We start from the raw sequence: 19034 nt of genomic DNA on the forward strand, positions 1-19034 counted from the left end.
CTGGGATCCCCTGCGCCCTGCTTACCGGGTCGCGAAGTTGTAATCGATGAGCCCCTCGCGCCCCGACGTGAAGAACGTCGCTTCGTCCCACTCGGTCAGCGGCGCGCCGGCGCGCCACCGCTCGATGAGGTCGGGGTTCGAGATAAACCAGCGCCCGACGCTCACCATGTCTGCGCTTCCGCTTTCAAGCTCCGCCTCCAGCGCCGGCGGTTCGGACGAGCCGTGATACCCCGTGTTGACCATGAAGGTCGTCGGCCAACGACGCCGCATCTCCTCGTGCATCGAGTTGGACCGGCGCTTCAGCGTGTGCAGGTACGCGAGGTTCAGACCCCGGAGACCATCGAGGAGCGCCATGTAGGTCTCCTCGTCGTCGAGTCCTCGCATGTCATTGAACTTGCCCCCCGGCGATACGCGAATCCCGACGCGGTCGCCGCCGATGCGTTCGGCCATCGCCGACATCACCTCGACAACGAAGCGCGCCCGGTTCTCCGGCGAACCGCCGTATTCATCCTCGCGCTGATTCGTTCCGTGGTTGAGGAACTGATGCGGGAGATAGCCGTTCGCCGCGTGGAGTTCGATCCCGTCGAGTCCCGCATCGATGGCGCGCTGCGCCGCAGACGCGTACGACTCGACGATCTCGGCGATCTCCGAGGTCTCGAGCGCACGCGGAGTCTCGGCCTGAACTTCGCGGCCGTCCGCGGTTGCGACGAGCATGTCTGCCGCAATCGCGCTCGGTGCCACGAAGTCCTCGGGGTTCGGGGCCACAGACGAGTGACCGGCTCGGCCCGTGTGCATCAACTGGCAGAAGATCACGCCGCCCCGCTCATGCACCGCCTCACCCACCTTCCGCCATGCAGCCTCTTGCTCGTCGCTGTGCATGCCCGGCGTATTCGGGATGCCCTGCCCCTTCGCGCTGGGTTGAGTGCCCTCTGTGATGAGCAGGCCCGCAGAGGCGCGCTGCGCGTAATACTCGGCCACGTAGTCCGGGAGGACTCCGTGCTCGTCGGCGCGATTCCGCGTCATCGGCGCCATCGCGACACGGTTGCTGAGCGCGTAGGGCCCCAAAGTCCAGGGTTCGAGGAGCTTCATGAGTCTGTTACCTTCTCTGCGGCGAGCACCGGGGTCGATTCCCATCGACGCTGCCCATCTCTCAAGTTGTGGGGTGGAGCCGCGGCACGCTCAGCGCACCGCGCGCGTACCGCGGCTCCTCGATCCGCCACTTGCGGATCAGTACAGCGAGTTAGTTGCCACTCCCCAGGTCGATCCACACGGTCTTCACCTCGGTGTAGTGGTTCAGCGCTTCATGGCCCATCTCGCGGCCCCAGCCCGACTGCTTGTAGCCGCCGAACGGTACTGCGGGATCGAACGCGCCATAGGTGTTGACCCAGACCGTGCCCGTGCGCATTGCCGCCGAGACGCGATGGGCACGACCCACATCACCCGTCCAGACTCCGCCCGCGAGGCCGTAGGCCGAGTCGTTCGCCTCGGCGATGACGGCCTCTTCGCTCGTGAACTTCTGAGCGACGACCACAGGCCCGAAGATCTCCTCCTTGACGATGCGGTCGTTCGGGCTCACATCGGCGAATACCGTGGGCTCGACGAAGTATCCCTTATCGCCGATCCGGTTCCCGCCGGTCACCGCACGTCCGCCTTCGGCGACACCGATCTCGAGGTAGTTCGTGACGGTTTCGAACTGCTTGCTGTTCGCGACGGGCCCGATCTGGCTCGAGGGATCGAAACCGTCGCCGACCTTGATGTTGCGAGCGTTCGCCGCCATCCCCTCCACGACCTCGTCGTAGACGTCCTCGTGCACATACAGTCGCGCCGCTGCCGCGCACGCCTGGCCTGCATTGAAGAAGATGCCGTCAGCGGAGCCGGCGATCGCCTTCTCGATGTCGGCATCGGGGAAGATGATGTTCGCGCTCTTACCGCCCAGCTCGAGCGTCACCTTCTTCATGTTGCCCTTCGCCGCGTCGACAATGCGGCCGCCCGTCATGGTGGAGCCCGTGAAGGTGACCTTGTCGACGTCGGGGTGCTCAGCCATCGCCTGCCCCGCACGACGTCCGAAACCGGGGAGCACGTTCAGCACGCCGGCCGGGATGCCCGCCTGCAGTGCGAGCTCACCGAGCATGAGAGCCGTCAGAGGTGTGGTCTCCGCGGGCTTCAGTACGACGGTGTTGCCCGCGGCGAGAGCCGGAGCGAGCTTCCACGCGGAGATGACGAGCGGGAAGTTCCAGGGCACGATGGCCGCGACGACACCGATCGCCTCGCGGCGCGTGTAGACGTGCTGGTTCGGGCCGGCGGAGACGGGGATCGTGTTCCCTTCGATCTTCGTCGCCCAACCCGACATGTAGTAGAAGTGCTTCGCCGCGGTCGGGACATCTCCCTCGAGCGCGAGGGAGTAAGGCTTGCCCTGGCTCAGCACCTCGAGACGAGCGAGCTCGGGAGCGTTCTCCTCGATCAGCTCCGCGAGGCGCCAGATGCGCTTCGACCGCTCGAGCGGGGACATGAACGACCACGCGCCGTTGAAGGCCTTGCGGGCAGCCGCTACCGCGCGATCCACATCCTCGGGACCGGCCTCGGCGACGCGAGTGACGACCTCGCCGTTCGCGGGATTGAGTACCTCGTACTCCTGCCCGTCCGCTGCGTCGACCCATTCGCCGCCGATCAGGAGCTTGGTGTGAGCGATCGGTGCGTGCGGATCAGGTGCAGTTGTCGATGACATAAAAGTCTCCTCGTAGAAATTCTTATTCGTGGCTGTGGATCAGGACGCCGCGGATGTTCTTGCCGCCGTGCATGTCCGCGAAGCCCTGATTGACTTCGTCCACGGTGTAACGGGTGGTGATGAGCTCGTCGAGCTTGATGCGGCCGTCGCGCCACATCTGCAGGAGGCGCGGGATGTCCGAGACCGGGTTGCAGAGGCCGTACATGACGCCCTGGAGGCTCTTCGCGAGGTTGGTGAAATCCTGAGGGCTGGCCTCGATCGAGCGCTCGTACGAACCGACCGCGGTGAGCACGGTGACCCCGCCCTTGCCCGTGACATCGAGCGCCTCACCGAGGAGCTTGCCGTCGACGCGACCGACCGTAACGATCGCGACGTCGACCCCCTGCCCGTTCGTGAGTTCGGCGATACGCCCCTTCGCAGCCTCAACGCTTTCGAACGACTCGGTCGCGCCGAACTTCAACGCCTCTTCGCGCTTCCACTCGACCGGTTCCGCGACGAGCACGTGGTCGGCGCCGGCGTGACGAGCACCCTGCACGGCGTTCATTCCGACGCCGCCCGTTCCCATGACCAGCACCACGTCACCGGGGCGGATGTTGCCGCCGTTCACCGCGGCGCCCCAGCCCGTGGCGACGCCGCACGACACGAGGCATGCGACGTCGAAGGGAATGTCATCGGGAATCTGGATGGCCTGGCTCTCGTGGCACACGAGGTAGTTCGAGAACGTGCCGAGACGGACGACGCCGCCGATGCCCTGACCCGAATCCGCAATGTGGAAGCGCGGCGTACCGTCCATGCCCATGCCGTGCTCCATACCGGCACCGTTGTTGCAGATGTACGACTGACCGCGAGCACAGTAGCGGCACTTGCCGCACGCCGGGATGAAGAGCGTCGAGACATGGTCTCCAACCTTGACGCGCGTGACCTTCTTGCCGACCTTGACGACGATGCCCGCCCCCTCGTGGCCACCGACCATCGGCAGCGTCACGGGGATATCGCCGGTCACGAAGTGATCATCCGAGTGGCACAGGCCGCTCGCCATGACCTGGATGAGCACCTCGCTGTCCTGCGGATCGTCGAGCTCGATGTCTTCGGTCTTCCACTGGCCGCCGACCTCGTGGATAACGGCTCCCTTTGCCCTCATAATGTCTCGTCCTTTCTCACTTGTATGGTGTTCGTCGAGTCGCGCATGCGCTGGACTCGGAGTGGTGTCGACCGCAGATGTCAGCGAGCGGCAAGCTTCTTCGCATTACGCGATTGGACGACCTGCGATAGCACCACAGCGATGACGAGCGCACCGCCGTAGAACAGGTCCTGCACGTAGGACTCGGCGCCGAGGAGCTGCAGGCCCGTGATTCCGGTGACCAGGAAGTACACGGCGATCGCGGTGCCCCAGGGGTTGAATCGGCCGACCGTCAACGTCGTCGAGCCGAGGAACGCCGCCGCGAACGCCGGAAGCATGAATGCTCCGCCGGAGGTCGGGTCCGCGCTGCTCGTGGTGCCGACGTAGACCACGCCCGCGACCGCGGCGATCGTGCCGGAGAGGATGAGCGCGATCCACCGATGCTTTGGAACCGTCACGCCGTTAAGACGCGCAACCTCAGAGTTCTGACCGATGAAGAGAAGGCGCTGACCGAAAGCGGTCTTCGAGAACATGTACGCCACGATCGCGCAGAGGATCACGCCGTACCAGAAGTCGAGCGGAATGTTCATGAAGGGCTTCGTCAGCATCACGTCGTTCAGTGCGGAATCGACTCCGGTGATCGTGCGCGAGTTGGAGATGGGGTATGAGATGCCCACCGCAACCGTGCCCATACCCAGCGTCACGATGAAGGGGTTGATGTTGAACTTCGTCACGATGAAGCCGTTGATCACGCCGACGATCACGCCGGAGAGAATACCGGCGAGGGCCGCGACCCAGATGGGGAGGCCGAACCGCACGTTCAGCGCCGCCGTCGTACACGCCGACAGCGTCAGCACGGAGGCGATGGAGAGGTCGTAGTCACCGGCGCGCAGCGGAATGATGACGCCCAGTGCGAGGATCAGCAGCACGGCCTGCGAGCCGAGCATGTTCGACACGTTCGCCGGCGTCGGGAAGGTGTTCGGCGCGAGGGCGACGAACACGACAATCAGGACGACCCAAACGCCGATCAGTGCGAAGCGCTCGGGCTGGCGGCGCTTGGTAATGACGGCCGGGGCCTTGGTCTCGGTTTTAGTGGCTGTGGTGCTCATTGCGTTCCTTGGGAATAGACGGCCCCTGCGAGGGAATCCTTGGTGATGTCGGCGCCATGCAGTTCATTGCTGGCCCGACCGTTCTCGAGGACGATCACCCGGTCGGCGAGCTCCACGAGCTGTTCGTAGTCCGAGGTGGCGCACAGCACCGTCATGCCGTCGGCGACGGCTGCGCGCAGCAGCTTGAAGATCTCTCGACGCGCTCCGATGTCAACGCCCTGCGTGGGCTCGTTGAGCAGCATGACGCGAGGCTTGGTGTCGAACCATTTGCCGAGAAGCGCCTTCTGCTGGTTACCGCCGCTCAGGCTGCTGAACGGGAGTGTGGTGTTGCGCGGAACGACGTTGAACTGCTCGGAGATCGCGACGGCCTTCTTGCGAAGATCGGCCCAGTCGATCCACCAGCCCTTCGTGTATTTCGTGAAGAAGGGCAGCGCGGTGTTCTCGACGACCGTCAGCTCCTGTGCCGCTCCGTCAGCCTTCCGATCAGAGGGGATGAGGACCACGCGATTGGCCATCATCTCGAGCGGGGTCGGCTTATGGATCTGGCGACCGTCGACGACGATCACACCCGCCTTCCGAGCGTGGGCGCCGTAGAGCAGCTCAGGGAGTTCCTCGAAACCCGAGCCCGCGAGCCCGGTGATGCCGACGACCTCACCGGCGCGAAGCTCGAGCGAGAGGTCGGTGATGCGCTGACCGGTCAGGCCCTCGGCAGAGAGGAGCACCGTCTGGTCGTCCTTCGCGCGGACCGGTGGATGCGGCACGTGCTCGTCCTTCGCACCGAGGATCATCTCCACGATGTCTTGGCGGGTGCACTCGGGAGTATTGCGGCTCCCCACCAAATCGCCGTCGCGGAACACGGTCACGCGGTCGGTGACGGCCAGGACCTCATCGAGGTCGTGCGACACCAGCAGCACCGAGTCGCCTTGAGACTTCAAGCGGCGCAGCAGTGAGAAGAGCAGCTCGACCTCCTCACGCGGGAGGAACACGGTCGGTTCGTCGAGGATCAGCAGGGATCCCCGGGTTCCGGAGACCCGCTCCTGTGCGCCGACGGCACGCACAACCGCGACCATCGCGCGCTGCACCGGTGACAACACCTCGACCATCACGTCGGGATCGATGTGCACCTCGAATCGGGCGAGCAGTTCCTGCACCCGCGCACGTTCTTCGCGCCAGGCGACCGACTTTAGCGCGGCGCCCGCACCGTACGCGTCGAGCGCCATGTGCTCGAGCACCGTCGAACCTGGAACGAGGCCGAGGTCCTGGTGCACGAAGGCAACGCCCGAGTCGCGAAGACCGCGCGGCCCCAGCGGCACCGGATGGTTCTCGCCGTTGACGACGATCTCGCCCTCGTCGGCCTGGTAGAAGCCCGCGAGGATCTTAATCAAGGTCGACTTGCCACAGCCGTTCGCACCCAGCAGACCGTGGATCTCTCCGGGCTGAATGACGAGTTCGACCCCTTTGAGCGCCGGAACGCCCGCGAAGGCCTTCTTCAGGCCCGTCACGCTGAGCCGGGCCGCCCCGGCGGGCGCGCTCTGAGCGCGCCCGCCGTTGCCGCTGGTTGCTACGGAATTCACTCTTCGATACCCCACATCGCCAGGAATGCACCCTGGTACTCGTCACCGAAGCCCTTGCCCGCCACGGGCGGATCGCCGAGCTCAGACAGGTTGCTCTTATCGATGACTCGGACCGGACCGGAAGCCTTGTCCGAGGGGCCGGAATCGAGCATCGCGCGGAACGCGGTATCGAGGTTGACGTAGGAAACCCAGTCCGGGTTCTCCGCGACGTTCACGCGCATGACGCCGTCGTCGAGGATGCCGAGGACCGAGGTCGTTCCGTTGAAGGAGTAGACACCGATGTTGCGGTCGCCCTCCGCCTGCTGAATGCCGGGGATGGCGAAGAGTGCGATCGAGTCGTAGATCGGAATGACGGCGTTGATCTCCGGGTCTTTCAGCAGCGCGGACTGCACCGCGCCCTGCACCTCGGTCGACCAGTCGGAGACCTGGGAGTTGATCTTCTCGGAGATCTCGCTTCCCTCGGGCGCCTCGTTCGCCAGCACGTCCTCGATGGTCTTGACCATGCCATCCGAGGGGCCGGTGCTCGAAACCTCGATGACGAGCGCCTTCACCGGCTCGCCCTTGAGGTCCTGAACCGCGTAGAGTGTCGAGAGGCGCGCGCCCAGGTTGAACGGCGCGAAGGCCTCGTACGGCGTGGCCTCGAGCGGCTCCTCCTCCGAGTCCGAGAGGTGGAGCGGGACTACGGGGATCCCGGCCTCGGTCGCCTCCTTGATCTGCGGCTCGAGCGTCTCGGGCAGCGGACCATTCAGGAGGATCACGGACGCGTCCTGAGCGATCGCCTGGGCGAAGCCCTGCTGGTACGACGTCTGCGTGCCATCTGCGGGGAAGGTGGTGTACTTGACGCCGGCCTTCTCGGCAATCTTCGCCATCGCCGGCTCGCTCTCCTGATAGAACTCGTTGCGAGCGTCGATCGGGATGCTGAAGATCGTCTCCCCCTTCAGGGAGCTCACGTCGATGGGCTCACCGAGGTCATCCGACGACGGGACCTCCTTGTAGGAGTCGATCTCCTGCTTCGCGGCGTCAACGATGGCCTGTGCCTCTTCACTGACACCCTCGTCGCCCGACCCGCCGGCGTCCGAGCTGCCGGAGCAGCCCGAGAGGGCCAACGCCAGAACGAGCGCGGTACCCCCTAATACCCGTGAACGAATGCGCATTTTATCTCCTTTGATAGTTACGGTGAATCTGCCTGCGTGAAGCTCCGGGGACTACCTCGTCAGTAGATCCGGGTTCTGCTGGACGTCCTCGATGATGCGAGTGATGGAACGGACTTGGAAGCTTTCAATGAGGTCATCCGGGTACCCCGCGCAGCACGGGGTTGCGACGTGGATGTTGTCCTCGAAACGGACCTCAGCGATGATCTGTTCGCTCTCCTGACCCCGCGACAGGCGCTCGCCCACCTCCCGGACGACCGTGCGTCCGAGGTTGCGGTACCGCTCGACTCCCGCGCGGTCCGTGACCTGCCCGTGTCCCGGGACCACTTGCTCGAAGTCGTACGACTCGACGAGGTCGAGCGCGTCGAACCAGTCGGTGATGCGCGAGTCCTGGAACGACGGGAGGCCCGCTTCGCACACGATGTCGCCGGTGAAGATCACGCCATCCTGCGGGAGGTACGTGAGCACGTTGTTGCGCGTGTGCCCGCGCGCGGCGCGCAGCTCAAGGTGCACGTCTCCGAGGTGGAGCGCCAGTGTGTTCTCGACCAGGATCGACGCGAGGCGAACCGTGTAGTTCTCGAGGAGGTGGTTGTTCCCCGGATCAAGACGCCCGAGCAGGTCCTCGAGGTACTCCATGCTCGGCGCCTCTTCAGACTCGAGTCGACGTCGTGTCTCCGCGTGCGACACGACGGTCCCCGGGAGAAAGCGGTTTCCGATCGTGTGATCGGGGTGGTGGTCGGAATTGATCAGGTACTTCACTTCGCCGAACTGCTGAACGTAGTAGCCCCAGGCGAGGGCGTCCGATGGGATGTGCGGGGCGTCGACGAGTGCGACCCCCTCGGAGCCGATGATGCACGACTGGTTGCTGCCGTAGTGCTCGGTCTCCACGACGACGTGCGGCGCGATTCTCTGACGTGCCATGGCTCAGGCCTCCCCCGCCGTTGCGCGCGCCGGTTCGCCCAGGAAACCGGTCAGGTTTTCATAGCGGGCCGGAGCGAAGACTTCGATGAACACCGCTTCCCCCTCGATGCTGTGCCCCGAGTGCACCGCCCCGCGGGGCACGATCGCAACGTCGCCCGCACTCAGTTCCATCTCGTGGCCGTCGATGGTGAACTGAATCTTCCCCTCGATCATCATGATCGACTGCTCAGCATCGTCGTGCACGTGCTCAGGCAGCGCCGTGGGGTGTACCCAGCGGATGCGATTCACGCCCATCTCCCACCCAGCAACTGCTGCGCGGAAGTTGTTCGGGAGTCCCTCCGTCTCGGGAAGGTCCTTCCAGTTCACTGCATACATCTTCAGTTTGCTCCTTTGCCACGTGAATGCTGCGACACCCGAGCGATGCCCGGACCTCAGCGTCCCTCACTCCCGATGAGTACTCGACTCTCCAGGGCCGTGCGCAGGCACGGAAAGTCCTGCGCATCCCAGAAAGTCGCGGAATCGAGATGAAATTTCAGTTGTTGAAGACGCGCGCGCTGCGCGACCCCCGTGAGTTACCGAGAACTCTGCACGCGACCGCCCCAGCGACGGCCGCTCCTCTACAGGACCTCGAGCGTTCCCCCGAATTGGAAGAGTTCGTTCTCGGGAGTCGTGACGACCGACTCCAGCGTTCCTCGCTCGAAATCTTGCACCTGCACCACGGTCAGCCCGTCACCCTCGCGCCAGCTCACCATCCAGACGCCGTCCGCAACCGGCACCGCGTGGTACTCGCAGGTTTCCGTCTTGTCGAGCAGCGAACCGCGCGTCACGAGGTAAGTCAGGCGGTTGCCCTCCTCGGCGACCGCGATCTTGACCGCGAACGGCCCGAACGGGCCGGAGTCCCCGAAATCGATGAAGATTTCTTCACCCAGCGCTGGGTAGTTCTTCAACTTATCTCCATCCTGTTCGTCCTTCTTCATTGAGAACTTCATGATGTTCCGTCGTCAAAAAGACTTTCACGAAAGGCGCGCGGCGTCAACGCAATGTCGACATAAATTCCTGATTTGCACGCCATTGTCGCCAAAACGAGACATTTTGGATGCACAATGACATTCGAGGCCCTCTTCAAGGAGCGCGGCGGATCACCCCGCGGCGACGCGAAAGCTGCCACGCAGAGGCTCGACCCGCCGCCTCGGAGAAAGCGCGCGCCGAGATCGACTGCGACCGCCGAGATCGACCGCCGTGCGCGCGAGATGGGAGTCGATCTCGCGAACGGGAGTCGATTTCACGCCAGGTGGGTCTCCAGCTACCGGGGGCGCAGGGGCGAGTGCTGCTGCACCCAGCTGTACATCGACACCGCGGCAGCGGCTGAAGCGTTGATCGAGCGGGTCGATCCGTACTGCGTGATCTCAACGACAGCCTCCGCGGCGGCGATGGCCTCGGCCGTGAGCCCCGGCCCCTCCTGGCCGAAGAGCATGACGCAGCGCTCGGGCCACTCGAACGTTTCCATCGGCACGCAGCCGGGCACGTTGTCGATGGCGATGATCGGGATCCCCTCACCGCGGGCCCACTCGACGAGTGCCGCGACGTCCGCGCGGTGCACCACGTGCTGGTACCGGTCGGTGACCATCGCGCCGCGCTTGTTCCATCGGCGACGGCCCACAATGTGTACCGTATCGGCGGCAAACGCGTTGGCGCTGCGCACGATCGAGCCGATGTTCATGTCGTGCTGCCAGTTCTCGATCGCGACGTGGAACGGGTGGCGGTGCTCGTCGAGGTCGGCGACGATCGCGTCCATGCGCCAGTAGCGGTAGCGGTCGACGACGTTGCGAGTGTCGCCGTGCTCGAGGAGCTCCGGATCGTAGTGGGCTTCGGCAGGCCACGCGTCGCGGCCGCCCGGCCACGGCCCGACTCCCGATGTCGAGCGTTCGGCAGTCGGCGCGGCTGCGGCCGGCGCGTCGGATTCACTCACCCGACGATTCTCCCACGCGCCCGCGCCCACCCCCGCCCCAGCCGTCTTACCCCTGTGTCCGGGGTAACTCTCGGTGCGTGTTGCCATCGTCGAAGCACGCGACACGCACCGAAAGTTACCCGGATTCCACTAGTGCGGAGCGTGCGGAGCGTGCGGAGCGTGCGGAGCGTGCGGAGCGTGCGGCCGCGGGCGGGCGGTTACTGGTTGCTGAACGCGGCGTCGAAGGAGGCGGTGGGCTGCTGCCAGAGCAGGGAGCGGATCCGCTGCACGGCCTCCGCCGCTCCGTGCAGGCGATCCATGCCCGCGTCCTCCCACTCGATCGAGATCGGGCCCGAGTAGCCAATGCTGTTCAGCGCGCGGAAGGCGTCCTCCCAGTGAATGTCACCGTGGCCGGTCGAGACGAAATCCCACCCGCGGCGCGGATCGCCCCAGGGCAGGTGCGATCCGAGTATGCCTGAGCGCCCCGTCGCGGGCCTCACGCGCGTGTCCTTGCAGTCGACGTGGCAGATGCGGTCCGCGAAGTCGACGATGAAGCCGATCGGGTCGACGCCCTGCCACACGATGTGGCTCGGATCCCAGTTGATGCCGAACGCCGGATGGTGGTCGATCGCCTCGAGCGCGCGCACGGTCGTCCAGTAGTCGTACGCGATCTCCGAGGGGTGCACCTCGTGCGCGTACCGCACGCCCTCGCCGTCGAACACGTCCAGGATGGGCTTCCAGCGCCGAGCGAAATCCTCGTACCCCTCGTCGATCACGGACGCGGGAACCGGCGGGAACATCGCGACGTACGGCCAGATCTTCGACCCGGTGAACCCCGTCACGACGTCGGCCCCGAGCTTCCGCGCCACTCGCGCCGCGCGCTGCATGTCTTCGGCCGCGCGACGCCGCACCCCCTCGGGCTCGCCGTCGCCCCACACGTAGGGTCGCACGATCGCCTCGTGGCGGAAGTCGATCGGGTCGTCGCACACGGCTTGCCCGGCGAGGTGGTTCGAGATGGCCCACACGCGCAGTCCGTAGCGATCGAGCACCTCGAGGCGCGAGCGGAGGTATGCATCGTCCTCCTCGGCGCGCATGAGGTTCAGGTGGTCGCCAGAAGCTGCAATCTCGAGCCCGTCGTACCCCCACTCGGAGGCAAGGCGGGCCACCTCCTCGAACGGCAGATCCGCCCACTGGCCGGTGAAGAGGGTGACGGGGTGTGAGGATTCCTGGGTCATGAGCCACTCCTGTGCGCCTGGTAGTCGGTGAGAAAGTCGAAGGTGATGCGAGCGAGTTCGTCCTGCGATGCCGCGAGCGGCCGCCAGATCGAGGCTGCCGTCGCGATTGTGTCGTTGTCGCCGGTGAAGCTCTCGAGCGTGAGCGGGCCGGAGTAGCCGACGTCGTCGAGGGCGTCGAAGAAGGCGTCCCAGTCGGTGTGGTCGGGGCCGGCTGGGCCGCGGTCGCTACCGCAGACCTGAACGACCGCGATGTGGTCGCCAGCTGCGCGGATCGCCGCCTCCGGCGAACGCTCCTCGATATTGAGGTGATAGCTGTCGAGCGCGAGGCCAAGGCCGCCGCCCGCCCCCAGCATCGGTTCGAGTGCGTCGAGCGCCTGGTCGACGGTGTTGATGAGGCTGGTCTCGTAGCGGTTGAGGGGCTCCAGCGCGAGCGTCACGTCCCGCTCCGCGGCGTAGGCGGCGACCGGCCGCAGCGCCTCGCGGAGCACCTGTAACGCGCGGGCGCGCTCGTCGGTGCTCATGCGCCAGACCCGCCCGGTGCGGGCCGTGAACGGGCCGGCCACGGTGGGCGACCCGACCGCCACGGCGACGTCGACGCAGTGCTGCAGGTAGGCCTGGGTCGACGCGCGGAGCGAGTCGTCGAGCAGGTCGCGCCCGTCGCCCATCGCACCGACGATGCGCGCGCCCATGCCTCGTTCACCGAGTCGCTCGGCGGCGAGCGCCGGAGACCAGCCGCCCGGCGCTTCCACCGGAAGTTCGAGCAGCGTGTACCCGATTTCGCTCGCCCGCTCGGCGACGCGGACGAGCGCCGCATCGTCGAGGGGCGACACCCACACCCACGTGTTCACTCCGAGTTCTCGCTGCACTGCGCCCCCTCTACTCGCGACTCCGCTGTCGCGCCCCTGCCAACATACGCCGCAGACCGCCGCCCGGCCAGGTCAGTACACCCACCCCCGGCAAACGCCGACCTACCAGCGCCCCATAAAGGGCTGACCCGTAAGCCGAGCTTGCTCGCGGATGCGCACACCCGGCGAAGACGCATCAAGGTTGGCGCGGCGCTAGCGACGCGCCGGGTTCCCTTGCTCTAAGTCTTCGCCGGGTGTGCGCATCCGCGAGCCGGCGGACCAGACCTTACGGAATCACCCGCTCCTGCCAGACCTGCGGATACCCCGGCAGATCCTCTCCACCGAACTTCGCGTAGTGCCCATCCGGCATCCCCTCGTTGCGGTCGAGGTACTCGTCCAGCTCGTCGGCCGTGATCGGGCTCTGCGGCAGCACCCATTCTTCCGGCACTTCTTCGCCGGCAAAGATCTTCTCGAGTGCGAGCAGCGGGGTGCGCCACTGGAAGTTCGAGTAGACGGGTGCGAGGCCGGTGAGGCCGGTGTCCTTCCACTTGCGGAGGAAGCTGAGCTCGTCCTCGCCGGTCATGACGGGGTAGTCCTTGCCGGCGTCCTCGAACGCCTCGATCGCCGCGACGGCGCCGTCGCCGGCGTCCATCCAGACGCCCTGCACGTCGCCCTTTGCGAGCTCGTCGGAGAGGATCTTCTTGATCTCGGCGGGGTCGCCGCCCGAGAAGTAGTCGACCGCCTCGATGCCGGCCTCTTCGAAGAGCTTCTCGGCGCCCGCCCAGCGCTGCTCGAGCACGTCGACGCCCGGCAGGATGCGGAGGGCCACGACCTTATCGCCCTCTTCGAGGTTGTCGATGAGGAACTCAGCCGTGTCGATGCCCCACGCGAAGCCGCCGATCGGGTGGATGAACGTGACCGCGCAGTCGGTTTCAACACCGCGGTCGAAGACGACGACCGGCTTGCCGGTCTCGCAGGCGCGCTCGACCGCGGGCGTCATCGCAGCGGTCGAGTTCGGCGAGATGACGAAGCCGTCGCAGTTGCCCTCTGCGATGAAGTAGTCGATGTCGGCGATCTGGGTGTCGTCGCTGTCCTTCGCGTCGCGCGTCTCCATCTCGGAAATCACGCCGGAATCCTGCAGCACTTTCAGCTGCTCGTTCATCGTGATCCAGCCGGTCTGGCGCCACGGGTTCGAGATCGAAGCGTTCGCGAAGCACACCTTCTTGGCGCCCTCGGAGGCCCAGTCGCCCGTGTCGCGCATCTCAGCGTTGATCATCTGGAGGTACGGCTTGTCTTCGGGGCCCTCCGGGGTCACGCCGCGCTCTGCGTCCTGCTTGTCGAACAGCTCCTGATCGAACCACTGCTCCGAGTCGCCCGACTCGGTCGTTTCGGTGGTTTCGGGTGCTTCCTCGGCTTGGTTCTCCACCGAGGGATCGGTCGTACACCCCGCGAGCAGGATCAGCGACGCCGCCCCGACGAGGCTCGCCGTGATTCTCAGCGATCGTTTCATGATCGGTTCTCCTTTTTCTGGTCGTCCCGTGCGGCGCCGGTGCCTGCGGGATCAATCGGCGGGAGCGTTCCCGCCGGGTCTGTGCCGGCTGAGCCGGAAAGGTGTTCGGGGTCAGCGGCGGCCGGTGCCGCCGCAGCTTCGACTGCCCCGAGACCACTGGTGGGTCGCTTGCGCCGCGCCCGGAAGGCGGCGCCCGAGTAAGCGACGGCGGCGATGATGATCGCGCCCTGGATCGCGTCGCGCATGGTCGAGGGCACGGAGGTGAAGTTCAGGAGCGTGAACAGCGTTTCGAGCGCGAAGGCGCCGGCGAGGGCGCCCCACACCGAGCCGCGCCCGCCCCCGAGCACCACGCCGCCGAGCACGACCGCCGTGATCGCGATGAACTCATATCCGTGCCCGACCGACGGGTGCACGCCCGCGTAGCCGACGAGCAGCACGCCGGCGACCGTCGCCGACAGCGACGAGATGACGAACGCCGCGGTCTTCGTGCGCCACACCGAAGCGCCCGCGTAGACGCCAGCGCCCGGGTTGTCGCCGATCGCGACGAGCGTGCGGCCGAAGGGGCGGCGCGACAGCCACGCGGCCACGGCGATGACGGCCGCGAGCACGAGCACCGCCCACGGCAGGAGCCCGAGGATCGGCACGTCCTCGATGCCGCCGCGCCCGACCTGGCGGAACGAGTCCGCGGGGTTTCCGGTCGCCGCACCTCCGGTCCACCACATGACCCCGCCGTAGAGCACGAGCATCATGCCGAGCGTCACGATGAACGAAGGCACGCGGAGGAACGTCGTGATGAGCCCGTTCGCGACACCGACGACGACGCCGATCACGACGAGCAGCAGGGTCACCGGCAGCACCTTCGAGTCGTCCTGCCCGATCAGGGTGCCCGCGAGCACGACCTGCGTCGTCACGAGCGAGCCCTGCGAGAGATCGAATTCCCCGCTCACGATCACGAAGTACTGCCCGATCGCGACGATGGCGATGGGCGCGACGCGCTGGATGTAGCGCACGAGCTGCCCGGGCTCCGCGAACGAGGGGTTGAGGATCGCCACGGCGATCAGGAGCACCACGAGCAAGAGGTAGACCGCGCCACGGGGGCTGATCGCCGCACGGAAGAAGCGGGTGGCACCGCCCGGTACTGGCGCCGCGGAGGGCGCAGCGACGGTGCGCGTTGCGGTGGTATCGGGCGCGCTCATCGCGGACCCCCTTCGCTTGAGGCGGGTGCCGTTTCAGGCGTCGAGGCCGTCTCCGCTCGGGCGTCTGCCGGCGCGCCGGCAGACGAATCCGCCGCCGCCCCCGCGCGCGTGAACCGCTCGCGCCGAGCGACGAGCCGACGCCGGGAGTAGACCGCGACCGCGATGATGATGACCGCGCCGCGCACGACGTCCTTCAGGAAGGGGTTCACCTGCAGCACGCTCATGAGGTTGTCGAGCACCGCGAAGATCGCGACGCCGCCGATCGTGCCCCAGATGGAGCCGCGCCCTCCCGCGAGCAGCGTGCCGCCGAGCACGACCGCCGCGATCGAGAGCAGGTCGTACCCGCCCTGCGTGCCGACCGTCGGGCTCCCGACGCCCAGGCGGCTCGCGAGCAGCAGGCCCGCGATCCCGGCGAAGAGCGAGCACAACACGTGCGCGAGGATCAGCGGGCGGCGAGTCCGCACGCCCGAGAGTCGCGCGACCTCCGAATTGCCGCCGACTGCGAAGAGGTGGTGGCCAAAGGCCGTGCGGGCGAGAAGGAACGCGACGAGCCCTGCGAGCAGCAGCATCACGATGGTCGATACCGGCACGGGGCCGACGCCGGTCGCGCCGAAGAGCTGGAACGCCCACGGCGCGTCTCCCGCGGTGCCCTGATACTTCGTGTCGAGGTAGCCCTTGAGAATGAGCCCGATGCCCAGCGTCGTCACGAAGCCGTGCACCTTGAGGAACGTGACGATGAGCCCGTTCGCGAGGCCGACGAGCGCCGCGACGGCGAGCGCGAGCAGCACCCCGGGGAGCACCATGCCCGTCTGACCGTTCATGGTTTCGGCTGCGACGAGGCTCGTGAGGCTCACGACGTAGGGGACGGACAGGTCGAGCGATCCGCCGAGAATGACGAGCGTCTGCCCGATCGCGACGAAGCCGAGCACGCTCATGCCGGTGAGGATGTCGCGGATGCTGCCGGGACTCAGGAGATTGCGCCCGACGGTGGCGACGAGGATCGCGCTCAGCACGAGCACGACCACGAGCGCGATGAACACGATTGCGGTGGTGTCGAGGCGCTTCAGTCGCGCGGGGAGTGCGAAGCTCATGCGGTGCTCACTTCCGGTGAGATCGTCTGCGTTACGGCGCCGGTCGCGAGGGCGAGGACGCTCTCCTCGCTCGCGCCCGAGGGGAGTTCGCCGGCGATGCGCCCGTCCCGCATCACAAGGATCCGGTCGGCCATACCGATCACCTCGGGGAGCTCGCTCGAGACGAGCAGGATCGCCACGCCCCGCTTCGCCAGCTCGCGGATGAGCTGGTACACGGCGACCTTCGCGCCCACGTCGATGCCGCGGGTCGGTTCGTCGAGGAGCACCACGCGCGGCTCGGTCGCGAGCCACTTCGCGAGCACGACTTTCTGCTGGTTGCCGCCGGAGAGCGCCTGCACCTCCTGCTTCGGGCCCTGGCTCACGAGCTCGAGGGACTTGAACACGCCTGGGATCGAGGCACGCTCGGCCCGGGTGCGGCGGGGGAAGACGCTGCGGATCGCGAGGAGTGCGTTGTCGAGAATCGACTGGTTCAGTGCGAGGCCGGTGCGCTTGCGGTCCTCGGTGACGAGCGCGATGCCGAGCCGAACGGCCTGCCTGGGGCTGCGGATCGCGCGCGTCGCACCGGCGATCTGCAGTGTGCCGCGCGTGAAGGGTGCCGCCCCGAAGATCGCCTCGACGAGTTCCGTGCGCCCCGAACCCTGCAGACCGGAGAGCCCGACGACCTCACCGGCGCGCACATCGAGCTCGATGCCGTCAAGCTGCGCATTGCCGCCGTCGCGCGCACGCACCACGGTCTCGCCGACCTCGGTGCCGGGCTCGGGCCCCGGGAAGTACGCGCTGATGGGCCGACCGACCATACGCCGCACGAGCGTCGGCTGATCCAGCGCCGCCACCGGGTCGCTCGAGACCAGCGCACCGTCCTTCATCACCGTGATGGTGTCGCAGAGATCGAAGATCTCCTTAAGGCGGTGGGAAACATAGAGGATCGCGACGCCGCGGTCGCGCAGGCGGCGGATCACGCGGTACAGGATCGCCACCTCGTGATCCGCGAGCGCCGCCGTGGGCTCGTCCATCGAGATGACCCGCGCGTCGACGGAGAGCGCCTTCACGATCTCGACGATCTGCTGTTCGGCGACGGTGAGCGAGCCGACCTGCGCGTCAGGATCGATGCCGCCGATGCCGAGGTCGTCGAGCAGTTCGCGGGTCGCGCGCCGCATGCTCCGCGTGTCGATGAGCCCGCGCTTTCGCGGCTCGCGTCCGAGGAACACGTTCTGCGCGACGCTGCGATCCGGCAGCAGGTTGAACTCCTGGAAGACGGTGGCGACACCCGCGGCCGCGGCCTCAACGGGGTGGCCGAAGTCGACGCTTGCTCCGTCGAGCCGCACGTCTCCGCCGTCGCGCCGGTAGACGCCCGCGACGATCTTCATGAGTGTCGACTTGCCGGCGCCGTTCTCGCCGACGAGGCCGTGCACCGTGCCCGGCACGAGATCGAGCGAGACGCCGTGCAGCACCTCGACGCCGAAGAACTGCTTGCGCACGTCGACCACCGAGAGCACGGGGTCCTTGAGGTGTGCGGCGGGAGCCGCCTCAGGGAACGTGGGAGCGCTCACGCCTTACTCACCTCCACCCAGGTGCCGGCCTCAGCCGACTCGAGCACCGCGTCGGTAATGAGCGCCGCGCGCAGACCGTCGCGGAAGGTGGGGAGACCCTCGGGGTGCTCCCCCGCGACCGCGGCGTACGCGTCGGCGACGAACCCGTTGAATGCGTCCTGGTAGCCCTGGGCGTGCCCCGCCGGAACGTTCGAGAGGCGCGCGGCGTCGACCGAGAGGGTGTCGGGGTCGCGGCGGAGCAGCAGCGAGGCCCCTCGCCGGCCGACCCAGAGGCGCTCGGGGTCCTCCTGCTCGAAGCGGATGCTCTCGTGGCTGCCGGCGATCTCGAGCACGAGCCCGTTCTTGCGACCGGGAGCGACCTGGGAGATGAGCAGCGAGCCGATGCCGCCCCCGGCGAGCTCGAGGGTGAGCGCGACCGCGTCCTCAGTGTGCACCGGTTGTCCCGCGCGCTCCTCGTGCACCGTACGCGTCGTCGCGACGAGGCGCGTGATACGGTCGCCGCTCACGAACTCGACGAGGTCGACGAGGTGCGATCCGATGTCTGCGAACGCGCGCGAGGGGCCGCCCGAGTCGGTCGCGACTCGCCAGTTGTCGTCTCCGGCGGCCAGCAGCCAGTCCTGCAAGTACTGCCCCGAGACGGTGAGCACCGTGCCGGCCTCGCCGCTCGCGATGCGGGCGCGGGCCTCTCGCACCATCGGGTGATAGCGGTACACAAACGGGACGGCACCGACGAGGCCGCGCTGCTCGGAAAGATCCGCGAGCTCGCGCGCATCGGCGCCCGAGGTCGCGAGCGGCTTCTCGCAGATGACGTGTGAGCCCGCGAGCAGCGCTGCGCGGGCGTAGTCGAGGTGGGTCGTGTTCGGCGTGCAGACGTGGACGACCCCGAGGCCCTCGACCAGGAGCTCCTCGGGGCTGGCGGAGCGGGCATAACCGAGGGCTGCTGCGGCAGTGCGTGAGGTCTCGGGACGCGAGGCCGCAAGGACGTCGAGCTGCGCCCCAGCGAGCCGAGCGGCGGTCGAGTGCGTGCGCGCCATGAAGCCCGCCCCGAGCATGCCGATG

17 protein-coding genes are annotated in these 19034 nt (G+C 67.0%); all 17 read right to left on the reverse strand.

Translation table 11 applies throughout. The features are described from left to right. Positions 1-21: 21 nt before the first annotated feature. On the reverse strand, positions 22-1089 hold the full coding sequence (locus tag WFH00_RS06340) for an alkene reductase (protein ID WP_336659861.1): 1068 nt from the start codon (positions 1087-1089) through the stop codon (positions 22-24). A gap of 151 nt (positions 1090-1240) precedes the next feature. After that, entirely contained in the window at positions 1241-2725 is a 1485-nt protein-coding gene (locus WFH00_RS06345) for an aldehyde dehydrogenase family protein (protein ID WP_336659863.1), read from the reverse strand. 22 nt (positions 2726-2747) lie between these two features. Beyond that, positions 2748-3866, reverse strand: a complete 1119-nt coding sequence (locus tag WFH00_RS06350; protein ID WP_336659864.1) for an NDMA-dependent alcohol dehydrogenase — start codon at positions 3864-3866, stop codon at positions 2748-2750. An 80-nt stretch (positions 3867-3946) separates the two neighbouring features. Next, positions 3947-4954 (reverse strand): ABC transporter permease, encoded by a 1008-nt coding sequence (locus tag WFH00_RS06355; RefSeq protein ID WP_336659865.1) that lies wholly within the window; start codon positions 4952-4954, stop codon positions 3947-3949. Then, positions 4951-6528, reverse strand: coding sequence for a sugar ABC transporter ATP-binding protein (locus WFH00_RS06360; protein WP_336659866.1), 1578 nt, complete (start codon positions 6526-6528; stop codon positions 4951-4953). Before WFH00_RS06360 ends, WFH00_RS06355 begins: the two co-directional genes overlap by 4 nt. Continuing rightward, entirely contained in the window at positions 6525-7682 is a 1158-nt protein-coding gene (locus WFH00_RS06365; protein WP_336659867.1) for a sugar ABC transporter substrate-binding protein, read from the reverse strand. The genes WFH00_RS06360 and WFH00_RS06365 overlap by 4 nt, the downstream gene beginning before the upstream one ends. Before the next feature lie 51 nt (positions 7683-7733). Beyond that, positions 7734-8600: an MBL fold metallo-hydrolase gene (locus WFH00_RS06370; protein WP_336659868.1), complete on the reverse strand. Its 867-nt coding sequence runs from the start codon at positions 8598-8600 to the stop codon at positions 7734-7736. Between the two features lie 3 nt (positions 8601-8603). Beyond that, positions 8604-8975 carry a cupin domain-containing protein gene (locus WFH00_RS06375; RefSeq protein ID WP_336659869.1) on the reverse strand — a complete coding sequence of 124 codons (372 nt, stop codon included), beginning with the start codon at positions 8973-8975 and terminating at the stop codon, positions 8604-8606. A gap of 242 nt (positions 8976-9217) precedes the next feature. Continuing rightward, entirely contained in the window at positions 9218-9589 is a 372-nt protein-coding gene (locus tag WFH00_RS06380) for a MoaF-related domain-containing protein (protein ID WP_336659870.1), read from the reverse strand. Positions 9590-9903: 314 nt separating this feature from the next. Then, positions 9904-10569 carry a TrmH family RNA methyltransferase gene (locus tag WFH00_RS06385; RefSeq protein ID WP_336659871.1) on the reverse strand — a complete coding sequence of 222 codons (666 nt, stop codon included), beginning with the start codon at positions 10567-10569 and terminating at the stop codon, positions 9904-9906. Between the two features lie 197 nt (positions 10570-10766). Further along, positions 10767-11783 carry a sugar phosphate isomerase/epimerase family protein gene (locus tag WFH00_RS06390; protein ID WP_336659872.1) on the reverse strand — a complete coding sequence of 339 codons (1017 nt, stop codon included), beginning with the start codon at positions 11781-11783 and terminating at the stop codon, positions 10767-10769. Next, positions 11780-12649: a sugar phosphate isomerase/epimerase family protein gene (locus WFH00_RS06395; protein WP_336659873.1), complete on the reverse strand. Its 870-nt coding sequence runs from the start codon at positions 12647-12649 to the stop codon at positions 11780-11782. The genes WFH00_RS06390 and WFH00_RS06395 overlap by 4 nt, the downstream gene beginning before the upstream one ends. Positions 12650-12914: 265 nt before the next feature. Further along, a complete protein-coding gene (locus WFH00_RS06400; RefSeq protein WP_336659874.1) occupies positions 12915-14138 on the reverse strand; it encodes a substrate-binding domain-containing protein in 1224 nt (407 codons plus the stop codon). Next, positions 14135-15334 (reverse strand): ABC transporter permease, encoded by a 1200-nt coding sequence (locus WFH00_RS06405; protein WP_336659875.1) that lies wholly within the window; start codon positions 15332-15334, stop codon positions 14135-14137. The genes WFH00_RS06400 and WFH00_RS06405 overlap by 4 nt, the downstream gene beginning before the upstream one ends. After that, positions 15331-16425: an ABC transporter permease gene (locus WFH00_RS06410; RefSeq protein WP_336659876.1), complete on the reverse strand. Its 1095-nt coding sequence runs from the start codon at positions 16423-16425 to the stop codon at positions 15331-15333. Before WFH00_RS06410 ends, WFH00_RS06405 begins: the two co-directional genes overlap by 4 nt. Then, positions 16422-17975 carry a sugar ABC transporter ATP-binding protein gene (locus WFH00_RS06415; RefSeq protein ID WP_336659877.1) on the reverse strand — a complete coding sequence of 518 codons (1554 nt, stop codon included), beginning with the start codon at positions 17973-17975 and terminating at the stop codon, positions 16422-16424. The genes WFH00_RS06410 and WFH00_RS06415 overlap by 4 nt, the downstream gene beginning before the upstream one ends. After that, a complete protein-coding gene (locus WFH00_RS06420) occupies positions 17972-19027 on the reverse strand; it encodes a Gfo/Idh/MocA family protein (RefSeq protein WP_336660226.1) in 1056 nt (351 codons plus the stop codon). The genes WFH00_RS06415 and WFH00_RS06420 overlap by 4 nt, the downstream gene beginning before the upstream one ends. Between the last annotated feature and the right edge of the window lie 7 nt (positions 19028-19034).

Source organism: Leucobacter sp. USHLN153 (assembly GCF_037145615.1).
GTDB lineage: Bacteria > Actinomycetota > Actinomycetes > Actinomycetales > Microbacteriaceae > Leucobacter.

What these genes read in the sequence shown, in the direction of transcription:
- WFH00_RS06340 (WP_336659861.1), bottom strand. Translation starts at nt 1,089, where the DNA reads ATGAAGCTCCTCGAACCCTGGACTTTGGGGCCCTACGCGCTCAGCAAC.
- WFH00_RS06345 (WP_336659863.1), bottom strand. Translation starts at nt 2,725, where the DNA reads ATGTCATCGACAACTGCACCTGATCCGCACGCACCGATCGCTCACACC.
- WFH00_RS06350 (WP_336659864.1), bottom strand. Translation starts at nt 3,866, where the DNA reads ATGAGGGCAAAGGGAGCCGTTATCCACGAGGTCGGCGGCCAGTGGAAG.
- WFH00_RS06355 (WP_336659865.1), bottom strand. Translation starts at nt 4,954, where the DNA reads ATGAGCACCACAGCCACTAAAACCGAGACCAAGGCCCCGGCCGTCATT.
- WFH00_RS06365 (WP_336659867.1), bottom strand. Translation starts at nt 7,682, where the DNA reads ATGCGCATTCGTTCACGGGTATTAGGGGGTACCGCGCTCGTTCTGGCG.
- WFH00_RS06370 (WP_336659868.1), bottom strand. Translation starts at nt 8,600, where the DNA reads ATGGCACGTCAGAGAATCGCGCCGCACGTCGTCGTGGAGACCGAGCAC.
- WFH00_RS06375 (WP_336659869.1), bottom strand. Translation starts at nt 8,975, where the DNA reads ATGTATGCAGTGAACTGGAAGGACCTTCCCGAGACGGAGGGACTCCCG.
- WFH00_RS06380 (WP_336659870.1), bottom strand. Translation starts at nt 9,589, where the DNA reads ATGAAGTTCTCAATGAAGAAGGACGAACAGGATGGAGATAAGTTGAAG.
- WFH00_RS06390 (WP_336659872.1), bottom strand. Translation starts at nt 11,783, where the DNA reads ATGACCCAGGAATCCTCACACCCCGTCACCCTCTTCACCGGCCAGTGG.
- WFH00_RS06400 (WP_336659874.1), bottom strand. Translation starts at nt 14,138, where the DNA reads ATGAAACGATCGCTGAGAATCACGGCGAGCCTCGTCGGGGCGGCGTCG.
- WFH00_RS06405 (WP_336659875.1), bottom strand. Translation starts at nt 15,334, where the DNA reads ATGAGCGCGCCCGATACCACCGCAACGCGCACCGTCGCTGCGCCCTCC.
- WFH00_RS06410 (WP_336659876.1), bottom strand. Translation starts at nt 16,425, where the DNA reads ATGAGCTTCGCACTCCCCGCGCGACTGAAGCGCCTCGACACCACCGCA.
- WFH00_RS06420 (WP_336660226.1), bottom strand. Translation starts at nt 19,027, where the DNA reads ATGCTCGGGGCGGGCTTCATGGCGCGCACGCACTCGACCGCCGCTCGG.